The sequence below is a fragment of the Klebsiella grimontii genome (genome assembly GCF_900200035.1).
In the GTDB taxonomy this organism is placed as follows: domain Bacteria; phylum Pseudomonadota; class Gammaproteobacteria; order Enterobacterales; family Enterobacteriaceae; genus Klebsiella; species Klebsiella grimontii.
This window is the reverse complement of record NZ_FZTC01000010.1, coordinates 1-25,589: the sequence shown is the minus strand read 5'-3', so window position 1 is coordinate 25,589 and position 25,589 is coordinate 1. Positions and strand designations below refer to the sequence as shown.

The window sequence follows — 25,589 nt, the reverse complement described above, 5'->3', positions numbered from 1 at the left end:
TCGTCCTTCAGGCTAATTAGCCAAACGCGCCAATAAAGACTCACCCAATGAGGAGACCGCGGTTACGCGCGCCTCACGCCCTTGTGCCTGATACTCGAGGTGAATTTCAACATCCGGGTCCGGCAGTACTCCCGTGCCCTGCTGCGGCCATTCCACCAGGCAGATAGCATCGTCAGTAAAATAATCGCGGATCCCCATAAACTCGAGTTCCTCAGGATCCGCCAGGCGATACAGATCGAAGTGATAGACCATCAAATTCTCGAGACTGTAAGGCTCGACGAGGGTGTAGGTTGGGCTTTTAACGTTGCCACGGTGACCGAGAGCCTGAAGGAAACCGCGGCTAAAGGTGGTCTTACCCGCCCCTAAATCGCCATACAAATAGATGACCGTCGCGCCATTGCATGCCTGCGCGACGCGGTTGCCAAGGCTTAAAGTCGCCTGCTCATCGGGTAAAGGAATCACTCGGTTAATCATGGTCTACGTCAATCACATCCGGGTTAACAACACGCCTGAGCGTGGAAAAAAGATCGGTCGCCAGCATTCCGCGGGTACCGTGTCTCGCCGCCAGCCGATCGGCGGCTTCGCCATGAGCAACGCATCCGGCGCAGGCGGCATCATACGGCGCCAGGCGCTGGCCTAACAACGCAGCGATAATGCCGGTCAGCACATCGCCCATCCCGCCGCTGGCCATTCCAGCATTACCGGCGTCAATAATGCCCATTTCGCCGGTTTCGCTCGCCACGACCGTACCTGCACCTTTCAGCACCACGATGCCACCATAACGTTTTACCAGACGTTGTGCAGAATGTAAGCGATCGCTTTCAATTTCTGCCACACTCACGTTCAGCAGACGGGCGGCTTCGCCGGGATGCGGCGTCAGCACGCGATTGTGACGTTTATCGGGATTGATTGCCAGCAGGTTCAGCGCATCCGCATCCCAGACCATCGGTTTGCGAAAATTCTCCGCCTGGCGCAGCGCATTCTTACCCCACTCGCTCTGACCAAGACCCGGCCCAATCGCGACGACATCCGCCCATTGCAGGCTTTCCTCAAGCGCGCGGGATGACAGTTCATGGACCATCAGCTCCGGCCTGGCGGTCAGAACGGGGGCGATATTGTCCTTATGAGTCAGGACGCGCACCAGCCCGGCGCCCGCGCGCAGCGCCGCTTCCCCGCTCATCCGAATGGCTCCCGCCGTACCCGGTTCGCCGCCAATAATCACCAGCTTACCGTGATCGCCTTTGTGCGATGTTGGGCGTCGCGGCGGCAGCCAGTCGGAAAGCTGCGAGGCATCGAATCGACTGATTGCCGTCGTCTGGCCTGCCAGCCAGCGCTCAAGCCCTAAAGCGTGATGATGCAGGCGGCCCACGACATCGCGGGCTTTGCCGGTCAGCAGCCCCGGCTTAAGCGCGATAAACGTGATGGTATGAGCAGCATGGATAACCGCGCCTGGCGTCGTACCTGTCTGCGCGTTCAGACCAGAGGGAATATCGAGCGCGACAACCGGCGCCGGATGAGCGTTAGCATGCGCGATAAGCTCAGCGACGTTTTCCCGGGGCGCGCTCTGTAGCCCGGTACCGAGCAGGCCGTCAATAATCAACGTGATATCTTCAGGCCAGGCGATGTTCGCGGCGTGAATCGTCCCGCCGGCGTTAAGCCACTCTTCACGCGCCAGGCTGGCCTCTTCCGGCAGCGGCTTCTCACTCTCCAGCGCCAGCAGCGTAACCTGAATCCCGCGCGCCTGCGCCAGGCGAGCCACCACGTAGCCGTCTCCGCCGTTATTACCGTGGCCGCAAAGAATCAACCAGTGCTGGCTTCCTGGATACTGTACGCAGGCAAGTTCAAAAGCCGCTTCGCCCGCACGGCGCATCAGCTCATATAACGTCAGCCCAAGGGCATCCGCCGCCTCTTTTTCCGCCCGCCGTAGCGCCTCCGCCGGCCAGATGATATGTGGTATACTGTCGGTGTTTTTCGTCATCGTATGGTCCATCATGTCACAGCCCCTCGATCTCAATCATTTAGCGCAGCAAATCAAACAGTGGGGCACAGAGCTGGGGTTCCAGCAGGTCGGTATTACCGATACCGATCTCAGCGCCAGCGAACCTAAACTACAGGCGTGGCTGGATAAACAATACCACGGCGAAATGGAGTGGATGGCGCGCCACGGCATGATGCGCGCGCGCCCTCATGAACTCCAGCCCGGTACCTTACGCGTGATTAGCGTGAGGATGAACTATCTGCCCGCTAATGCCGCATTCGCCCGCACCCTGAAAGATCCCGCGCGGGGTTACGTTAGCCGTTACGCCCTCGGAAGGGACTATCATAAGCTGTTACGTCATCGCCTGAAAAAATTAGGTGAGATGATTCAGGCGCAGTGTGCTTCGCTCAATTTTAGACCCTTTGTCGATTCCGCGCCGATTCTTGAACGCCCTTTAGCCGAAAAAGCGGGGCTGGGATGGACAGGTAAGCACTCACTTATCCTCAGCCGCGATGCCGGCTCGTTCTTTTTCCTCGGCGAGCTGCTTATCGACCTCCCTCTTCCCATCGACCAACCCGTCGAGGAAGAGTGCGGGCGCTGCGTGGCCTGCATGACTATCTGCCCAACCGGCGCCATCGTCGAGCCCTATACCGTCGACGCCCGGCGCTGTATCTCCTATCTGACGATTGAACTGGAAGGCGCCATCCCGGAAGAGTTCCGCCCGCTGATCGGTAACCGCATTTACGGCTGCGATGATTGCCAGCTGATTTGCCCGTGGAACCGCTTCGCGCAGCTGACCGATGAAGATGATTTCAGCCCGCGCAAGGCGCTGCATGCCCCTGAGTTACTGGAGCTTTTCACCTGGAGCGAGTCATATTTTCTAAAAGTGACGGAGGGATCGGCTATTCGCCGTATTGGCCATCTGCGCTGGCTACGTAATATCGCTGTCGCGCTGGGCAATGCGCCCTGGGATGAAGCCAACCTCAAAGCGCTGGAGAGCCGCCGGGGTGAGCACCCACTTCTCGATGAACACATCGAGTGGGCGATGACGCAGCAAATGGCAAAACGAAATGCCAATGTGGTTGAGGTGCAATTGCCCAAGAAGCTACGGCTGGTCAGGGTGGTTGAAAAAGGACTACCGCGCGACGCCTGATTCATTCACAGGGTGTGAATAAAAATAAAAACACATTGCGTTTCAACGGGCAGACGTTCGTCAAGTGATCGGATTAACACTTTGAAATGAAATTTAATTCTTATATTTCAGTTATATATAAAAATACTATTTACATAGTGAAGTGTTTTTCTGAGAAAAGACGAAAGACTAACCTGTGGATAACTCTGTTCACAGTATTTTCAGGACATCGCGAAAAGCATTCATGACGCGTAGTTGCGCTGTGGATAAACTGGATATGAGAAGAAATTTTGGAGCGGGAAACGAGACTCGAACTCGCGACCCCGACCTTGGCAAGGTCGTGCTCTACCAACTGAGCTATTCCCGCTTGGGTGTGGTAACTTTCAAATTTTGGAGCGGGAAACGAGACTCGAACTCGCGACCCCGACCTTGGCAAGGTCGTGCTCTACCAACTGAGCTATTCCCGCTTGGGTGTGGTACTTTCAAATTTTTGGAGCGGGAAACGAGACTCGAACTCGCGACCCCGACCTTGGCAAGGTCGTGCTCTACCAACTGAGCTATTCCCGCATACTTCTGGCCATATTTCTATGGCGTCGTGATTTGCATTTCTGCTTCGTCACGGGAGGCGCATTATACGAGAATTCGATTTAGCTGCAACCCCCCTGAACGCAATTTTTTTCGTTTTTGGTTTAAGTGACCACTTTATCACCACATCCAGGCCTGGTTTGTCTAAATAAACAGCAAATGCCGCAAAATGACTTTTTCCGGGCTCGCTAAAGGCGCAAAATCGCTCAAGTTTACAGGCGGATATCGCCCGCTGACGGTCAACAACGATGATAACCAGGGAAATAAAATGAAAAAAGCGCTTACCGTCCTGCTGCTGGCCACGCTTGCCACAGGAACAGCATCGGCAACAACGCTACATTTTGGGACAACGACGGCCAATCCGCCGTTTGAAACCGTCAGTGGCAAAAACCAACCCACGGGTTTTGATATCGACCTGGCCAATGCGCTGTGCAAGCAGATGCAGGTTGAATGCAAATTTACTCCCCAGGGGTTCGATACCCTCATCCCGGCGCTGCGCTTTAAGAAATTCGACGCCGTGATTGCCGGTATCGAAGTGATTCCGATGCGGGAAAAACAGGTCGCGTTCAGCCATCCCTATCGTCAGGCGCTGTCCGGCGTAGTGGTCACAGCGAAAGACGCCGCCCATACCTTTGCCGATCTGAAGGATAAAAAACTCGGCGTCGTGAAAGGCACCCTTCATCAGCGCTATCTGCGGGACAAACAAAAAGCCGTGCATGCGGTGCCTTACGACAGCGACGAAAGCGCCCTGCGCGCGCTTAAAGAAGGCGTGATTAGCGGCGTGATGGGCGATCAGGAGACGTTAACGAAATGGCTCCAGGATAACCCCGACTACGCCATGATGGACGAACGCGCCACGGATCCCGGCTACTACGGTAAGCAGTACGCCATTGCGGTACGTAAAGACGATCCTGAGCTGCTGAATAACCTCAATGCCGCTCTGGATGTCGTAAAGGCCTCGCCGGAATTCCAGGCGATGGAACAGAAGTGGTTTAAATAATCAGACGTCATGCCGGGGCGCTTCTGGCCCCGGCATAAACATTAAAGCTTGATGAAGTGCTCGCGGTAGTAAGCCAGTTCCGCGACCGACTCGCGAATATCGTCCATCGCCTGGTGCGTCCCCTGTTTCTTAAAACCGTCAAGAATTTCCGGTTTCCAGCGACGAGCCAGCTCTTTCAGCGTGCTGACGTCGAGGTAACGGTAGTGAAAATAGGCTTCCAGCTCCGGCATATATTTAAACAGGAAGCGGCGATCCTGGCCGATGCTATTGCCGCAGATTGGCGACTTACCCGCCGGTACCCATTTTTTGAGGAATTCGATAGTCGCCAGTTCGGCTTCACGATCGCCCTGGGTGCTCGCCTTCACCCGCTCCACCAGCCCGCTGCCGGTATGGGTACGCACGTTCCACTCGTCCATCAACGCCAGCTGCGCATCTGACTGGTGTACCGCAATCGTCGGCCCTTCCGCCAGAATGTTCAGATTCGCGTCGGTCACCAGGGTGGCGATTTCGATGATGCGATCGCGCTCCGGATCCAGCCCCGTCATTTCAAGATCGATCCAAATCAGGTTGTTTTCATCTGCACTCATGTTATTTTCCACCCTTCTTACGTCACTATATTCATCTAAAATAGCGTGTATCATAGAGGTTTTGCCCGTACAGGGCGACCAGGAGCCAGTTCGATTGAGTAAAAATAAACTCTCCAAAGGCCAACAGCGCCGCGTGAAGGCCAACCACCAGCGCCGCCTGAAAACGACTTCGGAGAAGGCCGATTTTGATGACAACCTGTTCGGTGAGAAATCCGAAGGGACCGTCATTAGCCGCTTTGGCATGCATGCCGATGTCGAATCCGCCGACGGTAGCGTCCACCGTTGCAATATTCGCCGAACTATTCGTTCGCTGGTTACCGGCGATCGCGTGGTCTGGCGCCCGGGCAAAAGCGAAGCTGACGGCGTCAACGTCAAGGGTATCGTCGAGGCCGTACATGAACGAACTTCCGTACTGACGCGTCCGGATTTCTACGACGGCGTCAAACCTATCGCCGCCAATATCAATCAGATTGTTATTGTCTCCGCGATTTTGCCTGAGCTTTCTCCGAATATTATCGACCGCTATCTCGTGGCCTGCGAAGCGCTGAACGTTGAGCCGCTGATCGTACTCAACAAGATCGATCTGCTGGATCAGGAGAGCATGGCCTTCGTCAACGAGCAGATGGACATTTATCGCCATATTGGTTATCGCGTATTGATGGTTTCCAGCCGCACGCAGGATGGCCTGAAGCCGCTTGAAGAGGCGCTCACCGATCGTATCAGTATTTTTGCCGGGCAGTCCGGGGTAGGCAAATCCAGCCTGCTGAACGCGCTGCTGGGCCTGCATGATGACCAAATCCTTACCAATGACGTTTCGGACGTCTCAGGACTGGGGCAACACACCACCACGGCCGCGCGCCTGTACCACTTCCCGCACGGCGGCGATGTGATTGATTCGCCGGGCGTACGCGAGTTCGGTCTGTGGCACCTCGACGCGGAACAAATCACCCACGGCTTTGTCGAATTCCATGATTATTTAGGCCGTTGCAAATACCGCGACTGCAAGCACGACGCTGACCCGGGCTGCGCCATTCGCGAAGCGGTGGAGAAAGGGGAAATCGCCGAAAGCCGATTTGAAAACTACCACCGCATTCTGGAAAGCATGGCGCAGGTACAGGTAAAAACGCGTAAAAGCTTTTCATCATCTGATGACTGACATTTAACCTGAGCATCGTTAGAATCGTCCCCCTTTTTCAGGTCCCGCTGTTGCGCGGGGCCAGGAACGACAAATAATGGCCTGGAGGCTACCTTGTTAAACGATCTTAAACTTTCACTGCAATACATTCTGCCTAAACTGTGGCTCACCCGCCTCGCAGGCTGGGGTGCGCGCAAGCGAGCAGGCTGGCTGACAAAGCTGGTCATCGATCTGTTCGTGAAATATTACAAGGTCGATATGAAAGAGGCGCAAAAGCCTGACACCGCCAGCTACCGCACCTTTAACGATTTCTTCGTTCGCCCGTTGCGCGATGACGTACGTCCGTTAAACACCGACCCGAGCGTGCTGGTGATGCCTGCCGATGGCGTCATCAGCCAGCTCGGCGCCATTGAAGACGACAAAATTTTGCAGGCCAAAGGTCACAACTACAGCCTGGAAGCGCTGCTGGCCGGTAACTACCAGATGGCCGACCTGTTTCGTAACGGCAGCTTCGTCACCACGTATCTGTCACCGCGCGATTACCACCGCGTGCATATGCCGTGCAACGGTATTCTGCGCGAAATGATCTACGTGCCGGGGGACCTGTTCTCCGTGAACCATCTGACCGCGCAAAACGTGCCGAATCTTTTTGCCCGCAACGAGCGCGTCATCTGCCTGTTCGATACTGAATTCGGCCCCATGGCGCAGATCCTCGTCGGCGCCACCATCGTCGGCAGCATCGAAACCGTATGGTCCGGTACCGTGACGCCGCCGCGTGAAGGCGTCATTAAGCGCTGGACCTGGCCCGCCGGCGATAGCGAAGGCTCCGTCGCCCTGCTTAAAGGCCAGGAGATGGGCCGCTTTAAGCTGGGCTCCACGGTGATCAACCTATTTGCGCCAGGCCAGGTGACGTTGGTTGAGCAGTTACACAGCCTGTCGGCCACCAAAATAGGCCAGCCGCTGGCAACCGCGCCTGAAGCCGTAGCGCCTGTCGAGCCCGCTCCGCTGGCAGAGGAAGAAGTCCGCGCTGAACATGCCGCCAGTCCGCTGGTTGACGATAAACAAGACGAAGGTTAATTCCTGAAAGAAAAAGGTTACGCCGTGCGCCTGATATACACTTTCCTGCTGGCCTGGTGCCTCAGTTTTGGGGCGTACGCAGCGACAGCCCCGGATGCTAAACAGATAGCTCAGGAACTGGAACAGGCGAAGGCGGCGAAGCCCGCCCAGCCTGAGACCGTCGAAGTCCTGCAATCTGCCCTCAACGCCCTTGAGGAGCGTAATGCTTCCCTTGAGCGCGTCCGTCAGTACCAGGACGTTATCGATAACTTCCCCAAACTGTCGCAAACCCTGCGCGCGCAGCTCAATAATCTGAGCGATGAGCCGCGCCAGGTCTCTACTACCCTCTCCTCTGATGCGCTGAACCAGGAGATTCTCCAGGTCAGCAGCCAGCTGCTGGAAGCCAGCCGTAAAGCTCAGCAGGAGCAGGATCGCGCCCGGGACATCGCCGACTCGCTTAACCAACTGCCGCAGCAGCAGAGCGATGCCCGCCGCCAGTTGAACGAGGTTGAGCGCCGGGTTGGCGCGCAAAATAGCAATACGCCGCTGGCGCAGGCGCAGAATCTTGGTCTGCAGGCGGAGTCCGCGCGGCTGAAAGCGCTGGTCGATGAGCTCGATCTGGCCCAGCTCTCCGCCAATAACCGTCAGGAACTTTCACGGTTGCGCTCCGAGCTGGCGCAGAAAGAGAGCGAACAGCTCGACGCCTGGCTACAGGCGCTGCGTAATCAGCTAAATAATCAACGACAGCGCGAGGCGGAGAAAGCGCTGGAAAGCACCGAACTGCTGGCGGAAAACAGCGAAAACCTGCCGCCGGATATCGTGGCGCAGTTTAAAGTTAACCGCGAGCTGTCGCAGGCGCTCAACCAGCAGGCGCAGCGGATGGATCTGATCGCCTCGCAGCAGCGCCAGGCGACCAATCAAACCCTGCAGGTGCGTCAGGCTTTAAACACCCTGCGCGAACAGTCCCAGTGGCTGGGTTCTTCCAATCTGCTCGGCGAAGCCCTGCGCGCGCAGGTTGCGCGGCTGCCGGAAATCCCGCGACCGCAGCAGCTGGATACCGAAATGGCGCAGCTGCGCGTGCAGCGTTTACGCTATGAAGATCAGCTCGGCAAACAGCCGCAGCTAAGACAAATTCGTCAGGCGGATGGGGAACCGCTCACCAGCGAGCAGAACCGTATTCTGCAGGCTCAGATGCGTACGCAGACTGAGCTGCTCAACTCCCTGCTGCGCGGTGGCGATACGCTTATGCTCGAACTGACCAAGCTAAAAGTCGCTAACGGTCAGCTTGAGGATGCGCTTAAAGAGATCAACGAAGCGACCCACCGCTATCTGTTCTGGACCTCCGACGTCAGCCCAATCGGCTTCTCATGGCCGCTGGAGATCGTTCAGGACCTACGCCGTCTGATCTCGCTCGATACCATGAGCCAGCTCGGCAAAGCCAGCATGATGATGCTCACCAGCAAAGAGACCCTGCTGCCGCTCTTCGTCGCGCTCATTCTGGTGGGGTTCAGCATCAGCTCGCGCCGCCATTTCACCAGCTTCCTTGAGCGCTCCAGCGCGCGCGTCGGCAAGGTTACGCAGGATCACTTCTGGCTCACGCTGCGCACGGTGTTCTGGTCAATACTGGTGGCCTCGCCGCTGCCGGTACTGTGGATGACGCTGGGCTATGGTCTGCAGGCCGCCTGGCCTTTCCCGCTGGCGGTCGCCATTGGCGATAGCGTCACCGCCACGGTGCCGCTGCTGTGGGTGGTGATGATTTGCGCCACGTTCGCCCGCCCGAACGGCCTGTTCGTCGCCCACTTCGGCTGGCCGCGTAGCCGCGTCAGCAAAGCGATGCGCTACTACCTGATGAGCATCGGGCTGATCGTGCCGCTGATTATGGCGCTGATTACCTTCGATAACCTCAACGATCGCGAGTTTTCCGCCTCGCTGGGCCGCCTCTGCTTTATGCTGATTTGCGGCGCGCTGGCGATGGTGACCCTGAGCCTGAAACGCGCCGGAATCCCGCTGTATCTGGATAAAGAAGGCAGCGGCGACAATATGCTGAACCGGCTGCTGTGGAATATGCTGCTCGGCGCGCCGCTGGTGGCGATGCTGGCGGCGGCGATCGGCTATCTCGCCACGGCGCAGGCGCTGCTCGCCAGGCTCGAAACCTCGGTCGCCATCTGGTTCCTGCTGCTGGTGGTCTATCACATCATCCGCCGCTGGATGTTGATCCAGCGGCGCCGCCTGGCGTTCGATCGCGCCAAGCACCGACGGGCGGAGATCCTCGCCCAGCGCGCACGTGGCGAAGAAGAGGCTCAGCATACCAGCAGCCCGGAAGGTTCAATGGAAGCCGAGGTCAGCGAGGTCGATCTGGATGCCATCAGTACCCAGTCGTTGCGTCTGGTGCGCTCCCTGCTGATGCTGATCGCGCTGGTGTCGGTTATCGTGCTGTGGTCAGAAATCCATTCCGCGTTTGGCTTCCTGGAGAATATCTCGCTGTGGGACGTCACCTCTACGGTACAGGGCGTTGAGAGCCTGGAGCCGATTACCCTCGGCGCGGTGCTGATTGCCATCCTGGTGTTGATTATTACCACCCAGCTGGTGCGCAATCTGCCCGCGCTGCTGGAACTGGCGATCCTCCAGCATCTGGAACTGACGCCGGGCACCGGCTACGCCATCACCACCATCACGAAGTATCTGCTGATGCTGATCGGCGGTCTGGTCGGCTTCTCGATGATTGGCATTGAGTGGTCCAAGCTACAGTGGCTCATTGCCGCCCTCGGCGTCGGTCTCGGTTTTGGCTTGCAGGAGATCTTCGCCAACTTTATCTCCGGCCTGATTATCCTGTTTGAGAAACCGATACGGATTGGCGATACGGTCACTATTCGCGATCTCACCGGCAGCGTGACGCGTATTAATACTCGCGCCACGACTATCAGCGACTGGGACCGTAAAGAGATTATCGTGCCGAACAAGGCGTTCATCACCGAACAGTTCATCAACTGGTCGTTGTCGGATTCCGTGACCCGCGTAGTGTTAACGGTGCCTGCGCCGGTGGATGCCAATACCGAAGAGGTGGCGCAGATCCTGTTAAATGCCGCGCACCGCTGTTCGTTGGTTATCGATACCCCGGCGCCGGAAGTGTTCCTCGTTGATCTACAGCAGGGGATCCAGATTTTCGAGCTGCGTATCTACGCCGCCGAAATGGGTCACCGTATGCCGCTGCGCCACGAGATGCATCAGCTGATTCTGGCCGGGTTCCGCGAGCACGGTATCGATATGCCGTTCCCGCCGTTCCAGATGCGCCTGGAGAGCATTGATGGCAGAAAAAGCAGCAGAGCGCTAACCTCGGCAGGGAAAACCAGCCGCACGCCCGGCAGCCTGTAAGAACGGCCTTGCCTGAAAGCAGGCAAGGCCAGAACGATCGCACTACCGGACAATCAACCATACCGCCGTACATCGGCGATCATCCCCGTCAATGTCCTGCAGGAAAGTGGAAAGGAAGATCAGGCGCGGTCGACGGTAAACGAGATAACGTCGCCGATGCTTTCTGCGCCCAGCGCCAGCATCACCACCCGGTCAACGCCCAGCGCTACGCCGGAACAATCCGGCAGCCCGGCTTCCAGGGCAGCCAGCAGATGATGATCGATGGGCTGCTGCGGCAGGCCGCGAGCCGCACGCTTGCGGTTATCCTGCTCAAAACGCTGCCGCTGTTCGCGGGCGTCGGTGAGCTCATGAAAACCATTAGCCAGCTCAATGCCTTTGTAATAGACCTCGAAACGTTCCGCTACGCGATGATCTTCAGTGCTGATTTGCGCCAGTGACGCCTGGCTGGCCGGGAAATGATAGATAAACGTCGGACGATCTTTACCAATATGCGGCTCGACGCCCATGACAAAAAGTAGCTGAAGCAGCGTGTCCCGATCCTCTTCCGTATCGGCAATATTGCTCAAATCGAGCTTCGCCGCCACTTCGCGCAGCTGCGTTTTATCTGCCGACAGCGGGTCGATTTCCAGATGACGCAGGAAGGCTTGCTGATAAGAGAGGCTTTCGGCCGGCTGGCAGTCGAGTACCTGCTGTAGCAGATCGTCTACTTCGTTGATTAGCCGGTACATGTCATAGCACGGACGATACCACTCCAGCATGGTGAATTCCGGATTATGGTGACGCCCCATCTCTTCATTACGGAAGCTACGGCATAGCTGAAACACCGGGCCGCAGCCGGCCGCCAGCAGGCGCTTCATGTGATATTCCGGGCTGGTCATCAGGTACAGGTTCAGCCCCTGAGAGTGGCCAGGACCAACGAAACGCGTCTCAAACGGGACCATATGAATATCCGTCACCGTCGCCTGACTCATGCAGGGCGTCTCCACCTCCAGCACGCCGCGGTCGGTAAAGAAACGGCGAATTTCCGCCATCACCGCTGCACGTTTTAACAGATTTGGAATGGATGCGCTCGGCTGCCAGGTTGCCGTTTCGCTCATGGTACTTTCTCCGATTTGAAACAAGGGCACGAAGTCTACTCGTAACTGGCAGATGAAACAAATTTTGTGCGAATGCGTAAACGCGTTACATACACTTAATTTATTGATAACCCAAAAGCATAAAGCAAGCAGATAAACAACCGCACAGAACGATAAAAAAATCGAACACGTCAATTTTCCCTTATGACCCTACGGCTATACTCCTTACCTATAAAGGAGCAGTGATACGTTTTCGCCAGCCCGGCGGCGAAATAAACAAAAACTGGAGGAATGTCGTGCAAACTTTTCAAGCCGATCTTGCCGTAATAGGCGCAGGCGGAGCAGGTCTTCGCGCCGCAATAGCCGCCGCGCAAGCTAATCCAAATGCTAAAATCGCTCTAATTTCAAAAGTCTATCCTATGCGCAGCCATACCGTTGCTGCTGAAGGGGGTTCCGCTGCCGTCGCGCAGGATCATGATAGCTTTGAGTACCATTTCCACGACACCGTTGCAGGCGGCGACTGGCTGTGTGAGCAGGACGTCGTTGACTACTTCGTTCATCACTGCCCGACGGAAATGACCCAGCTCGAACAGTGGGGATGCCCGTGGAGTCGCCGCCCGGACGGCAGCGTCAACGTCCGGCGATTCGGCGGCATGAAGATCGAGCGAACCTGGTTCGCTGCCGATAAAACCGGCTTTCATATGCTGCACACCCTGTTCCAGACTTCGCTTCAATTCCCGCAAATCCAGCGCTTCGATGAGCATTTTGTTCTGGATATTTTGGTGGATGATGGCCAGGCTCGCGGTCTGGTCGCGATGAATATGATGGAAGGTACGCTGGTGCAAATCCGCGCCAACGCGGTCATTCTGGCGACCGGCGGCGCAGGACGCGTGTATCGCTACAATACTAACGGCGGTATCGTCACCGGCGACGGTATGGGTATGGCGCTCAGCCACGGCGTACCGCTGCGCGATATGGAGTTCGTGCAATATCACCCCACCGGTCTCCCGGGTTCCGGAATTCTGATGACGGAAGGCTGCCGCGGCGAAGGCGGTATTCTGGTCAACAAGAACGGCTACCGCTATCTGCAGGATTACGGCATGGGTCCGGAAACTCCGCTGGGCGAACCGAAAAATAAATATATGGAGCTGGGCCCGCGCGATAAAGTCTCCCAGGCTTTCTGGCACGAATGGCGTAAGGGCAACACGATCCCCACGCCGCGAGGCGATGTGGTCTATCTCGATCTGCGCCATTTGGGCGAGAAAAAGCTGCTTGAACGTCTGCCGTTTATCTGCGAACTCTCGAAGGCCTACGTTGGCGTCGATCCGGTGAAAGATCCCATTCCGGTACGTCCGACCGCGCACTACACCATGGGCGGCATCGAAACCGACCAGCAGTGTGAAACCCGCATCAAAGGGCTATTTGCCGTGGGCGAATGTTCTTCGGTCGGCCTGCACGGCGCCAACCGCCTTGGCTCCAACTCCCTGGCGGAGCTGGTGGTGTTTGGCCGTCTGGCCGGAGAACAGGCCATGCAGCGCGCAACCGAAGCGGGCGAAGCCAATAGCGCCGCGCTGGACGCGCAGGTCGTCGATATCGAGAACCGCCTGAAAGATCTGGTTAATCAGGAAGGTAACGAGAACTGGGCCAAGATTCGTGACGAAATGGGCCTGTCAATGGAAGAAGGCTGCGGTATCTACCGTACGCCGGAGCTTATGCAGAAAACGGTTGATAAGCTGGCCGAGCTGCAGGAGCGCTTCAAGCGCGTGCGTATCACCGACACCTCCAGCGTGTTCAATACCGACCTGCTGTACACCATCGAACTGGGCCATGGCCTGAACGTCGCCGAATGTATGGCGCATTCCGCCCTCGCGCGTAAAGAGTCCCGCGGCGCGCATCAGCGTCTGGACGAAGGCTGCACCGAGCGTGACGACGTCAACTTCCTCAAGCATACCCTCGCCTTCCGCGATGCCGACGGTAATACCAGTCTGGAGTACAGTGAGGTGAAAATCACCACTCTGCCGCCGGCAAAACGCGTGTACGGTGCGGAAGCGGAAGCAGCCGAGAAGAAGGAGACGACGAATGGCTGAGATGAAAAATATGAAAGTCGAAGTGGTGCGCTACAACCCGGAAGTGGACATCGCACCGCACAGCGCTTTCTATGAAGTTCCCTACGATGAGCAAACCTCACTGCTTGATGCTCTGGGCTACATCAAGGACAACCTCGCGCCAGACCTCAGCTACCGCTGGTCCTGCCGCATGGCGATTTGCGGTTCCTGCGGCATGATGGTGAACAAGGTGCCAAAGCTGGCCTGTAAAACCTTCCTGCGCGAATACACCAAAGGTATTAAAGTCGAGGCGCTGGCCAACTTCCCAATCGAGCGCGATCTGGTGGTCGATATGACCCACTTTATCGAAAGCCTGGAAGCCATTAAGCCGTACATTATTGGCAACCCGCGCACGCCCGATCAGGGCCCAAACACGCAGACGCCGGCGCAAATGGCCAAGTACCACCAGTTCTCCGGTTGCATCAACTGCGGCCTGTGCTACGCGGCCTGTCCGCAGTTTGGTCTTAATCCGGAGTTTATCGGCCCGGCAGCGATCACCCTCGCCCATCGCTACAACGAAGACAGCCGCGACCACGGTAAAAAGGAACGTATGGCGCAGCTTAACGGCCAGAATGGCGTCTGGACATGTACTTTCGTAGGCTACTGCTCCGAAGTCTGCCCGAAACACGTCGACCCGGCGGCCGCGATCCAGCAGGGCAAGGTAGAAAGCTCGAAAGACTTTCTTATCGCCACCCTGAAACCACGCTAAGGAGTGCTGTATGACGACTAAACGCAAACCCTACGTGCGGCCGATGCCGTCCACCTGGTGGAAAAAGCTGCCGTTTTATCGCTTCTATATGCTGCGTGAAGGAACGGCGGTACCCACGGTCTGGTTCAGCATCGTGCTGATTTACGGGCTGTTCGCACTGAAGCATGGCGCGGAGAGCTGGGCGGGCTATATCGGTTTCCTGCAAAACCCGATTGTCGTGATCCTGAACCTGATCACGCTTGCAGCCGCACTGCTGCATACCAAAACCTGGTTTGAGCTGGCGCCGAAAGCCGCCAATATTATCCTTAAAGGCGAGAAAATGGGGCCAGAGCCAATTATTAAAGGGCTTTGGGTCGTCACTGCGGTCGTCACCGTGGTGATCCTGTTTGTCGCGCTGTTCTGGTAAGGAGGCTGGAATGATTAATCCCAATCCAAAACGTTCGGATGAGCCGGTATTCTGGGGGCTGTTTGGCGCTGGCGGCATGTGGGGAGCGATTATCGCCCCCGTCATTGTGCTGCTGGTAGGTATTATGCTGCCGCTGGGCCTCGCGCCTGCTGACGCATTCAGCTATGAACGCGTACTGGCTTTTGCCCATAGTTTTATTGGCCGTGCATTCATTTTCCTGATGATTGTTCTGCCGCTATGGTGCGGGCTTCACCGTATTCACCATGCGATGCACGATTTGAAAATTCACGTACCCAACGGTAAGTGGGTCTTCTATGGACTCGCGGCGATTCTGACCGTCGTCACCCTCGTCGGCATATTGTTCATCTAAACGGATAGCCGTACGCGGCTTTTACCTCAGCTGCAATAAGCCCGGTAGCATTCTGTTACCGGGCTCGCTTCTCAAGAAAATTCTGCCGCATTTTTCCTGCCTGACTCTACACTTAGCTTAAAACTGGCAAGGAAAAAATTATGCGTCTGCTACCCGTTATTGCGGTTGTTGCCGCTTCATTTCTGCTTGTAGCCTGTACTACGCCGGCACCGCCTCCTGGCGTAACCGTGGTTAGCCCCTTCGACGCTCAACGCTATCTTGGTACCTGGTATGAGATTGCCCGCTTCGATCACCGTTTTGAAAGCGGCCTGGAAAAAGTCACCGCAACGTATAGCCTGCGCGATGATGGCGGGCTGAACGTGGTAAATAAAGGCTACAACCCCGATCGGGGTATGTGGCAAAAAACCGATGGCGTAGCTTATTTTACCGGGGAACCCACTCGCGCCGCGCTGAAGGTCTCATTTTTCGGCCCCTTCTATGGCGGCTATAGCGTGATAGCGCTGGATAAGGATTATCGCTACGCGCTGGTTTGTGGACCCGATCGCGACTATCTCTGGCTACTGGCGCGCACGCCGAAAATCCCGCCGGAAGTGAAGCAGCAGATGCTGGATATCGCTACCCGGCAAGGATTCGACGTGAGCAAACTGCTATGGGTCAATCAGCAGTATTAATGCGCGCTCATTTTCAGGCCAATGATGCCAATCACAATGCACGCCAGGCTGGCAATGCGCATCGGGCTGGCGGATTCGCCCAGCAGGATAATACCCGTCACGGCTGCGCCGACCGCGCCTATTCCGGTCCAAACGGCGTAAGCCGTCCCTACGGGCAACGTTTTCATCGCCCATGACAACAGCGCCATGCTGATGACCATGGCGGCAATCGTTATTACGCTTGGCACCAGGCGGCTAAAACCGTGGGTATATTTCAGACCGACTGCCCAGACGACTTCCAGCAGACCAGCGATAAACAGAACTAACCAGGACATATGGCTCCTTTGATGGGGCCGTCCCCAGATGTGAAACGCTTACAGGTCGTCCCGTAAGGTAGATGATATTTCACAGGAATTATACACGACGTGACTAAGGTGAGGAAGAACGGTACGACCAGCGGCCGTACCGCTATGGTCTATTGCTGAGCTTTGGTCGCGGCGCCCGAAATCGCGCTGCCGCCTTCTGAAATATCCTGACCAACACCGCGCGTGGTGTTACAGGCAGTCAGTACAGAGGAAAGTGCCAAAACCGTAAAGAACGCTGCAATCGCTTTTTTTACCATAATGTCATCCTTATTAACCAGTTTTAGTTATCGTGCTCTATAAGCATAGACAAACTGGTCCAGGATGAGGGAAACGCGGCGATTTTTAAGAGAAAAAGAGGTTAAAAGGATTGAGCCAAACGGAGAAACTAATTGTGAATGAGGATTTCCTGATGAAATCAGGTTAACTGGCAGCATGAGAAATGACATGGCCCAGACTTTGGATATCTTCACCGACGCCGCGAGCCGTATTGCATCCGGCCAGAAGAGCGCAGCTTAGTAATAATAGTAGTACCGGAAGTTTTAATTTATGAGCCATCTTCCCTGCCTGCGTCTACGCTCGGTAGAGGGCGCAGCGAAACGCTGCGCCAACCATCTCAGCGCATAAATTACTTCACGCGGGATACGTATTCGCCAGAGCGAGTATCCACTTTGATGACTTCGCCGATCTGTACGAACAGCGGAACCTTAACCACGGCGCCAGTGGAGAGAGTTGCAGGTTTACCGCCGGTACCAGCAGTATCGCCTTTCAGGCCTGGATCGGTTTCAACGATTTCCAGCTCAACAAAGTTCGGCGGCGTAACGGAGATTGGCTGACCGTTCCACAGAGTCACAATACATTCAGCCTGATCCAGCAGCCATTTAGCGTTGTCGCCAACGGCTTTAGCGTCAGCGGCCAGCTGTTCGAAAGTAGAGTTATTCATGAAGTGCCAGAACTCACCGTCGTTGTACAGGTAAGTCAGGTTCATATCGACAACGTCCGCGCCTTCAGCAGAATCCGTAGACTTGAAGGTTTTCTCTACACGGGTACCCGTCAGCAGGCGGCGCAGCTTAACGCGCGCAAAAGCCTGGCCTTTACCTGGTTTAACGAATTCACTGGCTTCAACTGCATAAGGTTCGCCATCCATCATGATTTTAAGACCGGCACGAAAATCGTTGCTATAGTAAGTCGCCATAAGGCCCTCTGAAACTTTGTTAATTGGTAGCTAAGCCACAAAATGGCGCATATTGTAACCCTAAATACCCCATCCAGAGAAGATTGGTTAACGCAACTTGCCGATGTTGTGACCAGTCCTGATGAACTGCTGCATCTTTTAAATGTAGACGCTGATGCGAATCTATTGGCGGGACGCGATGCCAGGCGCCTGTTCGCACTGCGTGTCCCGCGGGCATTTATTGCCCGTATGGAACCAGGAAACCCCAACGATCCACTTCTCCGTCAGGTACTTACCTCCCGGGAGGAGTTTGTTAATGCTCCGGGATTTACCACCGATCCGCTGGAAGAACAGCACAGCGTTGTGCCTGGTCTACTGCATAAATACAGCAACCGCGCGTTACTGCTGGTTAAAGGCGGCTGTGCGGTTAATTGTCGTTATTGCTTCCGCCGCCACTTTCCCTATGCTGAAAACCAGGGTAATAAGCGCAACTGGCAGATGGCTATGGAGTACATTGCGTCTCATCCAGAGCTGGATGAAATCATTTTTTCCGGCGGTGACCCGCTGATGGCGAAAGACCCAGAACTAGACTGGCTGCTTACGCAGCTGGAAGCCATCCCGCATATTAAGCGTCTGCGTATCCACAGTCGGTTGCCCATTGTGATTCCTGCGCGCATTACCGATACGCTGGTTGCGCGTATCTCTGCTTCATCGTTGCAGGTACTGCTGGTGAACCATATCAACCATGCTAACGAAATAGATGCGGCGTTTCGTACCGCGATGAAGAGTCTGCGTATAGCTGGCGTCACTTTACTTAATCAAAGCGTACTACTGCGCGGCGTAAACGATGACGCGCGCACGCTCGCCGATCTGAGCAATGCGTTATTCGATGCCGGAGTCATGCCTTATTACCTTCACGTTCTGGATAGAGTGCAGGGCGCAGCACATTTTATGGTCAGCGACGAAGAGGCGAGGAAGATTATGCGTGAACTGCTCACGATGGTATCTGGTTATTTAGTACCAAAACTTGCACGGGAAATCGGTGGTGAACCGAGCAAAACACCGCTGGATTTGGGCTTAAAACAGCGCTAATCAATATGTCTGCCGGGCCCGGCCTGGCAGACACTATCAGGATGCAGTCACTGACTGACATCAGAACGCAAATGCAACATTACTTCACGTGAAAAAATCAACCCAGCTAAATATTACATATACGTATAAAAGAATAGCCTAAGCACATATTAATTTTATTCATAATATTAAAGAAAGTATATTGGTTGCTATTAAGGCTACCAGTAGCAGCAAAAACCAGCCCGGCAAACTCAAAGCTGGCTGCTTATTATTATCATTTATATGTAACTCTGGAGTCCTTGCGGGGTTATCAAGCACCTTCCTTTCCGCCATGAGAGGAGCAACATTGCTTATTAGCGGTATGTTTTCTAAATTTCCTGACTCTTCCTCATCGGTTCTGGACAAAAAATCAACGTGGGAATCTGCTGCCAAAACAAAGCCACGCTGCCGTACAGTAACAATGATATCTTGCGATAATCCAGCTTTTAGTAGTGACTTTCTTAATAGCGAAATATTTTGATAGAACGTATTTTGCGAGACAACAACGCCTCTCGTTTTCCACACTGTATCTAAAAACTCCTCACGAGATATAACTTTTCCATTGCTTTCCAGCAATAGTTGAAGACAACGCGCGGTAGGTGCATTTAGCGCAACGCAATCACCGTGCTCACCTAATGGTTTTAGCTTATTCACATTTGTATCAAAAATAACTTCATTATTAATGATATATTCGTTGAATACCATAATGTTATCCCTTCCTTTATTGGATATGTGAAATCACAACAAATAAACATAGAGTTCATCGTCAAAGGCCAGAAAATCCTTTTCACAACCGGAGTTAGTTGACTGCAGACAAAAAAACCACGTTATCCGTCCGACATGAACAAGATTAACATGTTATTTTTAGGCAAAGAGACGATGGCGCCATTATTATACTAGCCATCTTAAACCATTACTAAACAGACAACAAAACATGAACTAATGACAATTCAAGTTTTAAATAAATTTTAGATAAAATTCACATGCATTTTGCCCCCCTTCCATTTAAATTCGTCGTCGCTCAAGCCTATAAAGCCTGAAGACTGGCATAAGGACGAGCGAAAGGAAACGATAGGGCTCAGGCGCAGATAAAGGTCAGTCAGTCATTAACTACTAGTTAATTATTAACAATAGTTATAGTTGATAACCAAGCCAGGCATCTATTCAGGAATTTTTAAGCTTTTATAAATGGATTAAATAAATGAAAAAAACAATCGTAGCTGTAATGGTCGCTGCATCAGCAGTTCTGAGCGCACAGGCTTTCGCGGCAGGAAACAGTTCTAACCTGACTATTCTGGGAAACGTAACTGATAAAGGTGAATCCTGTAACGTTACTCCGTCAGCACTCATCAATGGCGGCTCCTTGACGCTGGATGATGTCCAGGCTTCTAAACTGGAAGGCTTAGCAGTAAACACTCCGTATATGAGTCTTGCTAAAGATATTGAGTACACCATTACTGATTGCCAGAAAGGCTCTACTGATTACACTGGTAATATCAACGTCAGCGTTACTGGCGATTACATCAGCGGCCAGGATAACGTTCTGACCAACACTGCTGTAGGCCCGGCTACTAACGCCGCTGTAACCCTGGTTAACACCGACGGTTCTCGCGTAAGCTTCACCGGCACCACTGCTCAGACCATCGACTATAAGCCTAGCCAAATTTCTTATATGCGCTTTAAAGCTGCATATGTAAAAACTGCAGCTGGCGTTAAAGATGGTGCAGTTAAGGGCGTAGCGACCTTCACTATCAGCTATTAATACAAATTCAATGGGGTTTGCCTTCGGCAGATCCCATTATTTTATTCAGGGAATGAATTATGTTTAAGTCTTTATTGAAAATAATGGCAGTTGTTTCTCTAACCACAACCTTCACTGCCAATGCAGGTGTAGTCATTGACTCTACTCGTCATCTTTACAAGGAAGGGGTCCGTGAAATAAACGCAAACCTGGAGAATAAAGACAATATTCCATATTTGATAAAGTCATGGATAGAACCCCGCGAAGGAAGTAGTACATCTTTTTTCATGGTAACCCCGCCCCTTTTTCGTCTGGAAGCAAATCAGAGAAACACTTTGCGTATATTTCCAAATGCCAACATCTCTGGCGCACCAAAGGATAGGGAGACCGTTTACTTTTTTAACGTAATGTCTATCCCGCCAACCAACGATACAGATACAGAAAAAAACAAGATCCAATTGGCAGTGCGCCATAGAATGCGCTTAATCTATCGCCCATTGGCTTTACAGGAACTTTCCATTAATCAGGAAGCCAAAAAGTTAGAATGGCGGAGAAGTAACAATAAGATAACAGTTAAGAATACCACCCCATTCTTTATGTATTTTAAATCAATAAAAATTAATGGTGCGGAGGTGAGCAACTTAATTAATAACATCGACGCATTTACTACTAGAGAGTTTACGTTACCTACGGGTATTAATGGTTCCCAAATAGAATGGAAAATTGCCACCGACAATGGCGGCATGGGTACAGCCTACTCGTCAACTCTTTAATTCGTTCTTTGATCGACCAGGGTGAAAAGTATGTCTATTTCAATAAAAAAAAATGATTGTATTTTTTGTGGTGCGCCCCAGTTTTTATTCGTTCTCATTCCTGCGTTAGCCCTTGGTTTATGCAATAGCGTTTCGGCACGTGATTTCTTTGATCCTGAATTTATGAAATCAGTAGGTCAAACCGACCCATCATCAATTCCGGACTTATCAATATATGCTACGCAAGATGCTCAGGCTCCAGGAAAGTATCGTGTTGATGTGATTTTAAATAGTGAAATGAAAGAGACAGCAGATATTTTGTTTGTCGAACAAAAAGACTCAACTACTGGTGACAATAAACTTTCCCCATGCCTAAGCATTGCAAAACTTGCAAGCTATGGATTGCGAACAGAGGCATTTCCGTTTTTAAAAGAAGACGCAAATGGATGTGCCAATGCTAGCGATATACCTGATTTCTCAGCTAAGTTTAACTTCAATTCGCAACAGTTAATTATATCCATACCGCAAGCGGCTTTATCGAACGCTGTACAAGGTTTTGTTCCGCCAGAAGAATTTGATGAAGGCATTAATGCGTTGTTGGTCAATTACCAATTCAGCTCAGGTAAGGATTATGAGGCCGATAATGAAAACTACAACCTCAATTTACAGTCTGGCCTGAATATTGGCCCGTGGCGCCTGCGTAATCTTGGCACCTGGAATAAATCAGCGGGTGGCTCAAGTGATTGGGATTCAGTCTACCTTTACGCCCAAAGAAGCATTATTCCACTAAAAAGCACGCTAGTGATGGGTGAAAGTAGTTCTTTATCCAGTATTTTTGATAGCGTACCGTTTACAGGAATTCAGCTGGCCACTGATACAGATATGATTCCTGATAGCCTGCGAGGGTTTGCGCCTATCGTTCGCGGTATAGCCCGAACTAATGCCCGCGTAGTCATCAAACAAAATGGTTATCAGATCTATCAATCTTTTGTCGCTCCTGGCGCCTTTGAAATCACTGATCTCTACTCAACCGGCGGCAACGGTGATCTGTATGTCACAGTAGAAGAATCCGACGGTTCAAAACAAAACTTCATAGTACCTTATGCTTCCTTACCATTAATGCTCAGAGAAGGGCAAATGGAGTATGAGATTACCAGTGGTAAGTATCGTCCCTACAGTGGGGATATTGATGAGAAACCATTTACTCAGGCCACAATCAGCTACGGTATATTAAGCAATACAACTCTTTATACTGGGTTGCAGGCCGCATCAAACTATCAAGCACTGGCTCTTGGTGTTGGGCAGAACTTGGGTGATATTGGTGCTGTATCAGCTGATGTGACTGATGCATGGTCTAAGAAAAAAGATTCAGAGAAAACAACCGGTCAGTCCTGGCGCATTCGCTATGGTAAAAATATTCTTGAAACAGGTACTAATATAACAGTAGCTGGTTACCGCTATTCAACTTCAGGATACAATACACTAACCGACGTATTTAATACCTATAATAACCACTATGGCGGCTATTCATCCCGTTCTATACGTAACAGAACCAATATCACTGTAAGTCAAAGTTTGGGCTCCGGGCTCGGAAGCCTTTCTGTATCCGGTATATTTGAAGATTACTGGGATAGCAATCGCCATAACAACTCAGTAAACATTGGCTATAACGCTGGGTTCCGTCGCTTCAGTTACTATGCCGGTTACAGCTATAGTCGATATTCGTGGGGAGGGGACGGCGGAGGCCGTACCGTAGAAGATGACCATGTCTTCTCGTTTAACATATCGGTACCTTTAAGCGAGTGGCTACCTAATACATATGCATCCTATAGCATTACCAATAGCAATCCAGGCTCTACAGATCAGTATGTATCTTTGAACGGCACTGCACTGGAAAATAACAATCTTGACTGGAGCGTCCAGCAAGGTTATAGCAATCGCGAAAATGCCAGCGGTGCTTTATATGGTAACTATCGCGGTTCAATGGGGTCAGTTAATGCAGGCTATAGTTACAACAAAAATAGTCAGTTAATCAATTACGGCCTTAGTGGTGGTATGTTAGCCCATGCCGATGGCATTACTTTTGGGCAAGAAATATCGGAGAGCGCGGCCTTAATTAAGGCGCCAGGATTAACTAATGTACGTATGGAAACGGACCCAACGATTTCAACTGATTATCGTGGATACGCTATTTATCCTTATTTGACGCCTTATCACCGGACCATGTTGTCGCTTGATAAAGCGTCCTTGGGCGATGAGATGGAATTATCTGAATCGAGTAAAAACACGGTCCCTACAAGAGGTGCAATTACACGTGTTAGTTTTGACAGTAGTATTGGTCGCCGTGCCTTCATCAAACTCGTAATGCCATCTGGCACTGTGGTTCCTTTTGGAGCAACGGTGGTCCCAACATCAAAACTTGATGCGCCAGCAGGTATCGTCAGCGATGATGGCTTAGTTTACCTCTCAGGTTTAAAAGATACCGGGCAATTGGCTATTCAATGGGGTAAAAAGTCTGAGCAGCAATGCAAGGCTGATTATAACCTGTCCGATACAAATGGACAGTTAAGACAAACCACCGCGGTATGCCGTTAATGAGATCTCAGGGAACGGGAGTTTTTATGAAAAAACACATAATATTAATTATTGGCATGCTATTTTTCAGTTCGCAAAGCTTTGCTGACTGTAAATATCTAGGCAGCACGAAAAATCTTGGTGTGCCTTTCAGTCCCCGAATTTTAGCGGATGACACGTTACCTGTCGGCAGCATTCTTTATGCAAAAACAGTGGGTATAAACACTATGAAAAGTGCTTATGGCTGTGATATCACATCTACAGACCCCGATATGTATCGGATTGACGTAGGCGCACATCCAGAAGTCCCTGGTGTAAAGGGTATGCAAGGAAAACCGGTATATGAAACAGGTATAGATGGTATTGGCTTTCAGATTTCAGATGGATTAATAGGTGTGCCCGGGCGTCCGGTAGTAGCTACCGCCGGGATGACTCCCATGACAACGACTACCACTACTCCAGTAAAGCAGTGGACTATCTGGTTGATAAAGACAAAACCAGTCATTGACACGTCAATAAATACAATTCCTCAAATAAGTGCCATATATGCAGTAGGTAGAGCAGGACAAATCAATACCCTGACATCTAATACTGTCCTGCTAAAAGTTGATACAAATATTGGCCCAATTACCTACCGTTCTACATCCTGTAATTTGACGGCAAAGGGGGGGAGTATAATCAAACTCAGTGACATTTCAGTTGCCGAATTGAAAGCAATAACACCTCCGAACTCCACTGGAAAAGGAAAGAATGTCACTCTGGAAATGAACTGCCCCCGGGATGTATTGGGATCAAGCTATAATTATTGGTTTAACGCCATATCTGGCTCAACATCAACCGATGGTGTGTTAACTAATTCGACTAGTGAAAGCGCTGGCGGCGCCAAAAATGTAGGCTTTATTGTTAAGCAGGGCGTATCACCTGTCAAATTTTTTGATTACGACGATTATTCTGTTAACAATGTTAAAGCTACCCAAGAAATTAATTTCAGCGTGGACTACTATCGGTTTTCATCAACTATTTCGCAGGGTAACGTGAGCGCCTTGCTTGAAGTAGTATTACAAGAGAAATAAACACTAACTGGAGTGGCAACGGAGTATTCGTATCTTGCCACTTCAATTAGATAACCTTTTAAAATCATCAATTAATTCATTCCCTTCACGTTGACTTTATAAAAATTCTGATGCAACATTTCGCGGTCAATTCTTAATAAGAGCTGACTTCATTTAATTTTCAATATCATATAGCAAAGGATAGACTTGATTATGAAAAGGCTAACAAATGAAGAAATGGGACAAATTGAAGGCGGACTATCTTTAATGTCTTTATTTTCTGACTTATTTAACCCAGCAACAACAAACAAATCGGGAAGCCAACCGCAAACAGATCCTTTCGAGAAAAACATGCGAAAAATGTTTGGTGCTACAGCCGGTCGCGATCTTGCGAAAATAGCACAGAAATATGGGCTAGTGAAAATCGTCAATTCCATTTTCGGTTGGTGAAAATCGAAGTAAATGCAGAATGAACCATAAATATTATGAATAAAAACTATAATGCATTGATACCTGATGAAAATTCCTAAATTTTTCATCAACGATATTCATCGTTAATAAGTATTTTGCACTGTAGTCACAGTCATTATTCATATTATCTTCTCCCCTATTAAAGGAATATTAACATGAAAGAACTTACCGTTTTTGAAATGGAACAAATCG

The 25,589-nt window shown here is 52.0% G+C and carries 25 protein-coding genes and 3 tRNA genes; 16 read left to right on the top strand and 12 right to left on the bottom strand.

Features of this window, described 5'->3' with window-relative positions:
- Positions 1–12 precede the first annotated feature (12 nt).
- Together tsaE and nnr are read right to left on the bottom strand one after the other, a co-directional pair.
- Positions 13–474, bottom strand: coding sequence for a tRNA (adenosine(37)-N6)-threonylcarbamoyltransferase complex ATPase subunit type 1 TsaE (gene tsaE / locus KOSB73_RS03530; RefSeq protein ID WP_098140237.1), 462 nt, complete (start codon positions 472–474; stop codon positions 13–15).
- A complete protein-coding gene (gene nnr / locus KOSB73_RS03525) occupies positions 467–1,978 on the bottom strand; it encodes a bifunctional ADP-dependent NAD(P)H-hydrate dehydratase/NAD(P)H-hydrate epimerase (RefSeq protein WP_165774982.1) in 1,512 nt (503 codons plus the stop codon). The genes tsaE and nnr overlap by 8 nt, the downstream gene beginning before the upstream one ends.
- 13 nt (positions 1,979–1,991) lie before the next feature.
- Here nnr and queG point away from each other — a divergent pair, with 13 nt between their 5' ends.
- A complete protein-coding gene (gene queG / locus KOSB73_RS03520) occupies positions 1,992–3,131 on the top strand; it encodes a tRNA epoxyqueuosine(34) reductase QueG (protein ID WP_024360250.1) in 1,140 nt (379 codons plus the stop codon).
- Positions 3,132–3,401: 270 nt separating this feature from the next.
- Here the strand turns inward: queG and KOSB73_RS03515 are convergent.
- From KOSB73_RS03515 to KOSB73_RS03505, 3 genes are all read right to left on the bottom strand, one after another.
- Positions 3,402–3,477, bottom strand: a tRNA-Gly gene (locus KOSB73_RS03515).
- Positions 3,478–3,501: 24 nt separating this feature from the next.
- A tRNA-Gly gene (locus KOSB73_RS03510) sits at positions 3,502–3,577 on the bottom strand.
- A gap of 24 nt (positions 3,578–3,601) precedes the next feature.
- Positions 3,602–3,677, bottom strand: a tRNA-Gly gene (locus KOSB73_RS03505).
- Positions 3,678–3,963: 286 nt separating this feature from the next.
- On the opposite strand from KOSB73_RS03505, the gene KOSB73_RS03500 reads away from it, so the two are divergent.
- Positions 3,964–4,695, top strand: a complete 732-nt coding sequence (locus tag KOSB73_RS03500) for an arginine ABC transporter substrate-binding protein (protein WP_024360249.1) — start codon at positions 3,964–3,966, stop codon at positions 4,693–4,695.
- 41 nt (positions 4,696–4,736) lie between these two features.
- Here KOSB73_RS03500 and orn read toward each other — a convergent pair whose 3' ends face one another.
- Complete coding sequence (gene orn / locus KOSB73_RS03495) at positions 4,737–5,282, bottom strand: oligoribonuclease (protein WP_004097954.1); 546 nt, start codon at positions 5,280–5,282, stop codon at positions 4,737–4,739.
- A 94-nt stretch (positions 5,283–5,376) separates the two neighbouring features.
- Between orn and rsgA the strand changes: the two genes are divergently transcribed.
- The 3 genes from rsgA to mscM all read left to right on the top strand — a co-directional run bounded on the left by rsgA (position 5,377) and on the right by mscM (position 10,845).
- Positions 5,377–6,438 (top strand): small ribosomal subunit biogenesis GTPase RsgA, encoded by a 1,062-nt coding sequence (gene rsgA / locus KOSB73_RS03485; RefSeq protein WP_004871132.1) that lies wholly within the window; start codon positions 5,377–5,379, stop codon positions 6,436–6,438.
- 93 nt (positions 6,439–6,531) lie between these two features.
- The gene (gene asd, locus KOSB73_RS03480; RefSeq protein WP_049086623.1) at positions 6,532–7,494 is read left to right on the top strand and encodes an archaetidylserine decarboxylase; all 963 of its coding nucleotides are present in this window, start codon (positions 6,532–6,534) and stop codon (positions 7,492–7,494) included.
- 24 nt (positions 7,495–7,518) lie between these two features.
- Complete coding sequence (gene mscM, locus KOSB73_RS03475; protein ID WP_098140235.1) at positions 7,519–10,845, top strand: miniconductance mechanosensitive channel MscM; 3,327 nt, start codon at positions 7,519–7,521, stop codon at positions 10,843–10,845.
- A 119-nt stretch (positions 10,846–10,964) separates the two neighbouring features.
- Here mscM and epmA read toward each other — a convergent pair whose 3' ends face one another.
- On the bottom strand, positions 10,965–11,942 hold the full coding sequence (gene epmA, locus KOSB73_RS03470; protein ID WP_004117360.1) for an elongation factor P--(R)-beta-lysine ligase: 978 nt from the start codon (positions 11,940–11,942) through the stop codon (positions 10,965–10,967).
- Positions 11,943–12,217: 275 nt separating this feature from the next.
- On the opposite strand from epmA, the gene frdA reads away from it, so the two are divergent.
- From frdA to KOSB73_RS03445, 5 genes are all read left to right on the top strand, one after another.
- Positions 12,218–14,008 (top strand): fumarate reductase (quinol) flavoprotein subunit, encoded by a 1,791-nt coding sequence (gene frdA / locus KOSB73_RS03465; RefSeq protein ID WP_004871137.1) that lies wholly within the window; start codon positions 12,218–12,220, stop codon positions 14,006–14,008.
- Positions 14,001–14,735, top strand: coding sequence for a succinate dehydrogenase/fumarate reductase iron-sulfur subunit (locus KOSB73_RS03460; protein WP_004097940.1), 735 nt, complete (start codon positions 14,001–14,003; stop codon positions 14,733–14,735). Before frdA ends, KOSB73_RS03460 begins: the two co-directional genes overlap by 8 nt.
- A gap of 10 nt (positions 14,736–14,745) precedes the next feature.
- Positions 14,746–15,141: a fumarate reductase subunit FrdC gene (gene frdC / locus KOSB73_RS03455; protein WP_004871138.1), complete on the top strand. Its 396-nt coding sequence runs from the start codon at positions 14,746–14,748 to the stop codon at positions 15,139–15,141.
- A gap of 10 nt (positions 15,142–15,151) precedes the next feature.
- Positions 15,152–15,511, top strand: coding sequence for a fumarate reductase subunit FrdD (gene frdD, locus KOSB73_RS03450; RefSeq protein WP_004871139.1), 360 nt, complete (start codon positions 15,152–15,154; stop codon positions 15,509–15,511).
- Positions 15,512–15,651: 140 nt separating this feature from the next.
- Positions 15,652–16,182 carry a lipocalin family protein gene (locus KOSB73_RS03445; protein ID WP_024360245.1) on the top strand — a complete coding sequence of 177 codons (531 nt, stop codon included), beginning with the start codon at positions 15,652–15,654 and terminating at the stop codon, positions 16,180–16,182.
- Here the strand turns inward: KOSB73_RS03445 and sugE are convergent.
- The 4 genes from sugE to efp all read right to left on the bottom strand — a co-directional run bounded on the left by sugE (position 16,179) and on the right by efp (position 17,718).
- Positions 16,179–16,496: a quaternary ammonium compound efflux SMR transporter SugE gene (gene sugE / locus KOSB73_RS03440; RefSeq protein WP_004128029.1), complete on the bottom strand. Its 318-nt coding sequence runs from the start codon at positions 16,494–16,496 to the stop codon at positions 16,179–16,181. The genes KOSB73_RS03445 and sugE overlap by 4 nt on opposite strands.
- Before the next feature lie 140 nt (positions 16,497–16,636).
- A complete protein-coding gene (ecnB, locus tag KOSB73_RS03435) occupies positions 16,637–16,783 on the bottom strand; it encodes a lipoprotein toxin entericidin B (RefSeq protein ID WP_004097935.1) in 147 nt (48 codons plus the stop codon).
- A 163-nt stretch (positions 16,784–16,946) separates the two neighbouring features.
- Entirely contained in the window at positions 16,947–17,081 is a 135-nt protein-coding gene (locus tag KOSB73_RS03430) for an entericidin A/B family lipoprotein (RefSeq protein ID WP_049250003.1), read from the bottom strand.
- Positions 17,082–17,151: 70 nt separating this feature from the next.
- Positions 17,152–17,718, bottom strand: coding sequence for an elongation factor P (efp, locus tag KOSB73_RS03425; RefSeq protein WP_004097931.1), 567 nt, complete (start codon positions 17,716–17,718; stop codon positions 17,152–17,154).
- Positions 17,719–17,760: 42 nt separating this feature from the next.
- On the opposite strand from efp, the gene epmB reads away from it, so the two are divergent.
- Positions 17,761–18,789 (top strand): EF-P beta-lysylation protein EpmB, encoded by a 1,029-nt coding sequence (gene epmB, locus KOSB73_RS03420; RefSeq protein ID WP_024360244.1) that lies wholly within the window; start codon positions 17,761–17,763, stop codon positions 18,787–18,789.
- 159 nt (positions 18,790–18,948) lie between these two features.
- Here epmB and KOSB73_RS03415 read toward each other — a convergent pair whose 3' ends face one another.
- Positions 18,949–19,512: a transcriptional regulator gene (locus KOSB73_RS03415; RefSeq protein WP_098140234.1), complete on the bottom strand. Its 564-nt coding sequence runs from the start codon at positions 19,510–19,512 to the stop codon at positions 18,949–18,951.
- A gap of 496 nt (positions 19,513–20,008) precedes the next feature.
- Here KOSB73_RS03415 and KOSB73_RS03410 point away from each other — a divergent pair, with 496 nt between their 5' ends.
- The 5 genes from KOSB73_RS03410 to KOSB73_RS03390 all read left to right on the top strand — a co-directional run bounded on the left by KOSB73_RS03410 (position 20,009) and on the right by KOSB73_RS03390 (position 25,376).
- Positions 20,009–20,569 carry a fimbrial protein gene (locus KOSB73_RS03410; RefSeq protein ID WP_098140233.1) on the top strand — a complete coding sequence of 187 codons (561 nt, stop codon included), beginning with the start codon at positions 20,009–20,011 and terminating at the stop codon, positions 20,567–20,569.
- 59 nt (positions 20,570–20,628) lie between these two features.
- Positions 20,629–21,321 carry a fimbrial biogenesis chaperone gene (locus KOSB73_RS03405; RefSeq protein WP_098140232.1) on the top strand — a complete coding sequence of 231 codons (693 nt, stop codon included), beginning with the start codon at positions 20,629–20,631 and terminating at the stop codon, positions 21,319–21,321.
- A gap of 30 nt (positions 21,322–21,351) precedes the next feature.
- Complete coding sequence (locus KOSB73_RS03400) at positions 21,352–23,895, top strand: fimbria/pilus outer membrane usher protein (RefSeq protein ID WP_098140231.1); 2,544 nt, start codon at positions 21,352–21,354, stop codon at positions 23,893–23,895.
- 26 nt (positions 23,896–23,921) lie between these two features.
- Complete coding sequence (locus KOSB73_RS03395) at positions 23,922–24,947, top strand: fimbrial protein (protein ID WP_165774979.1); 1,026 nt, start codon at positions 23,922–23,924, stop codon at positions 24,945–24,947.
- A 192-nt stretch (positions 24,948–25,139) separates the two neighbouring features.
- On the top strand, positions 25,140–25,376 hold the full coding sequence (locus KOSB73_RS03390; protein ID WP_098140229.1) for a hypothetical protein: 237 nt from the start codon (positions 25,140–25,142) through the stop codon (positions 25,374–25,376).
- Positions 25,377–25,589: the final 213 nt, after the last annotated feature.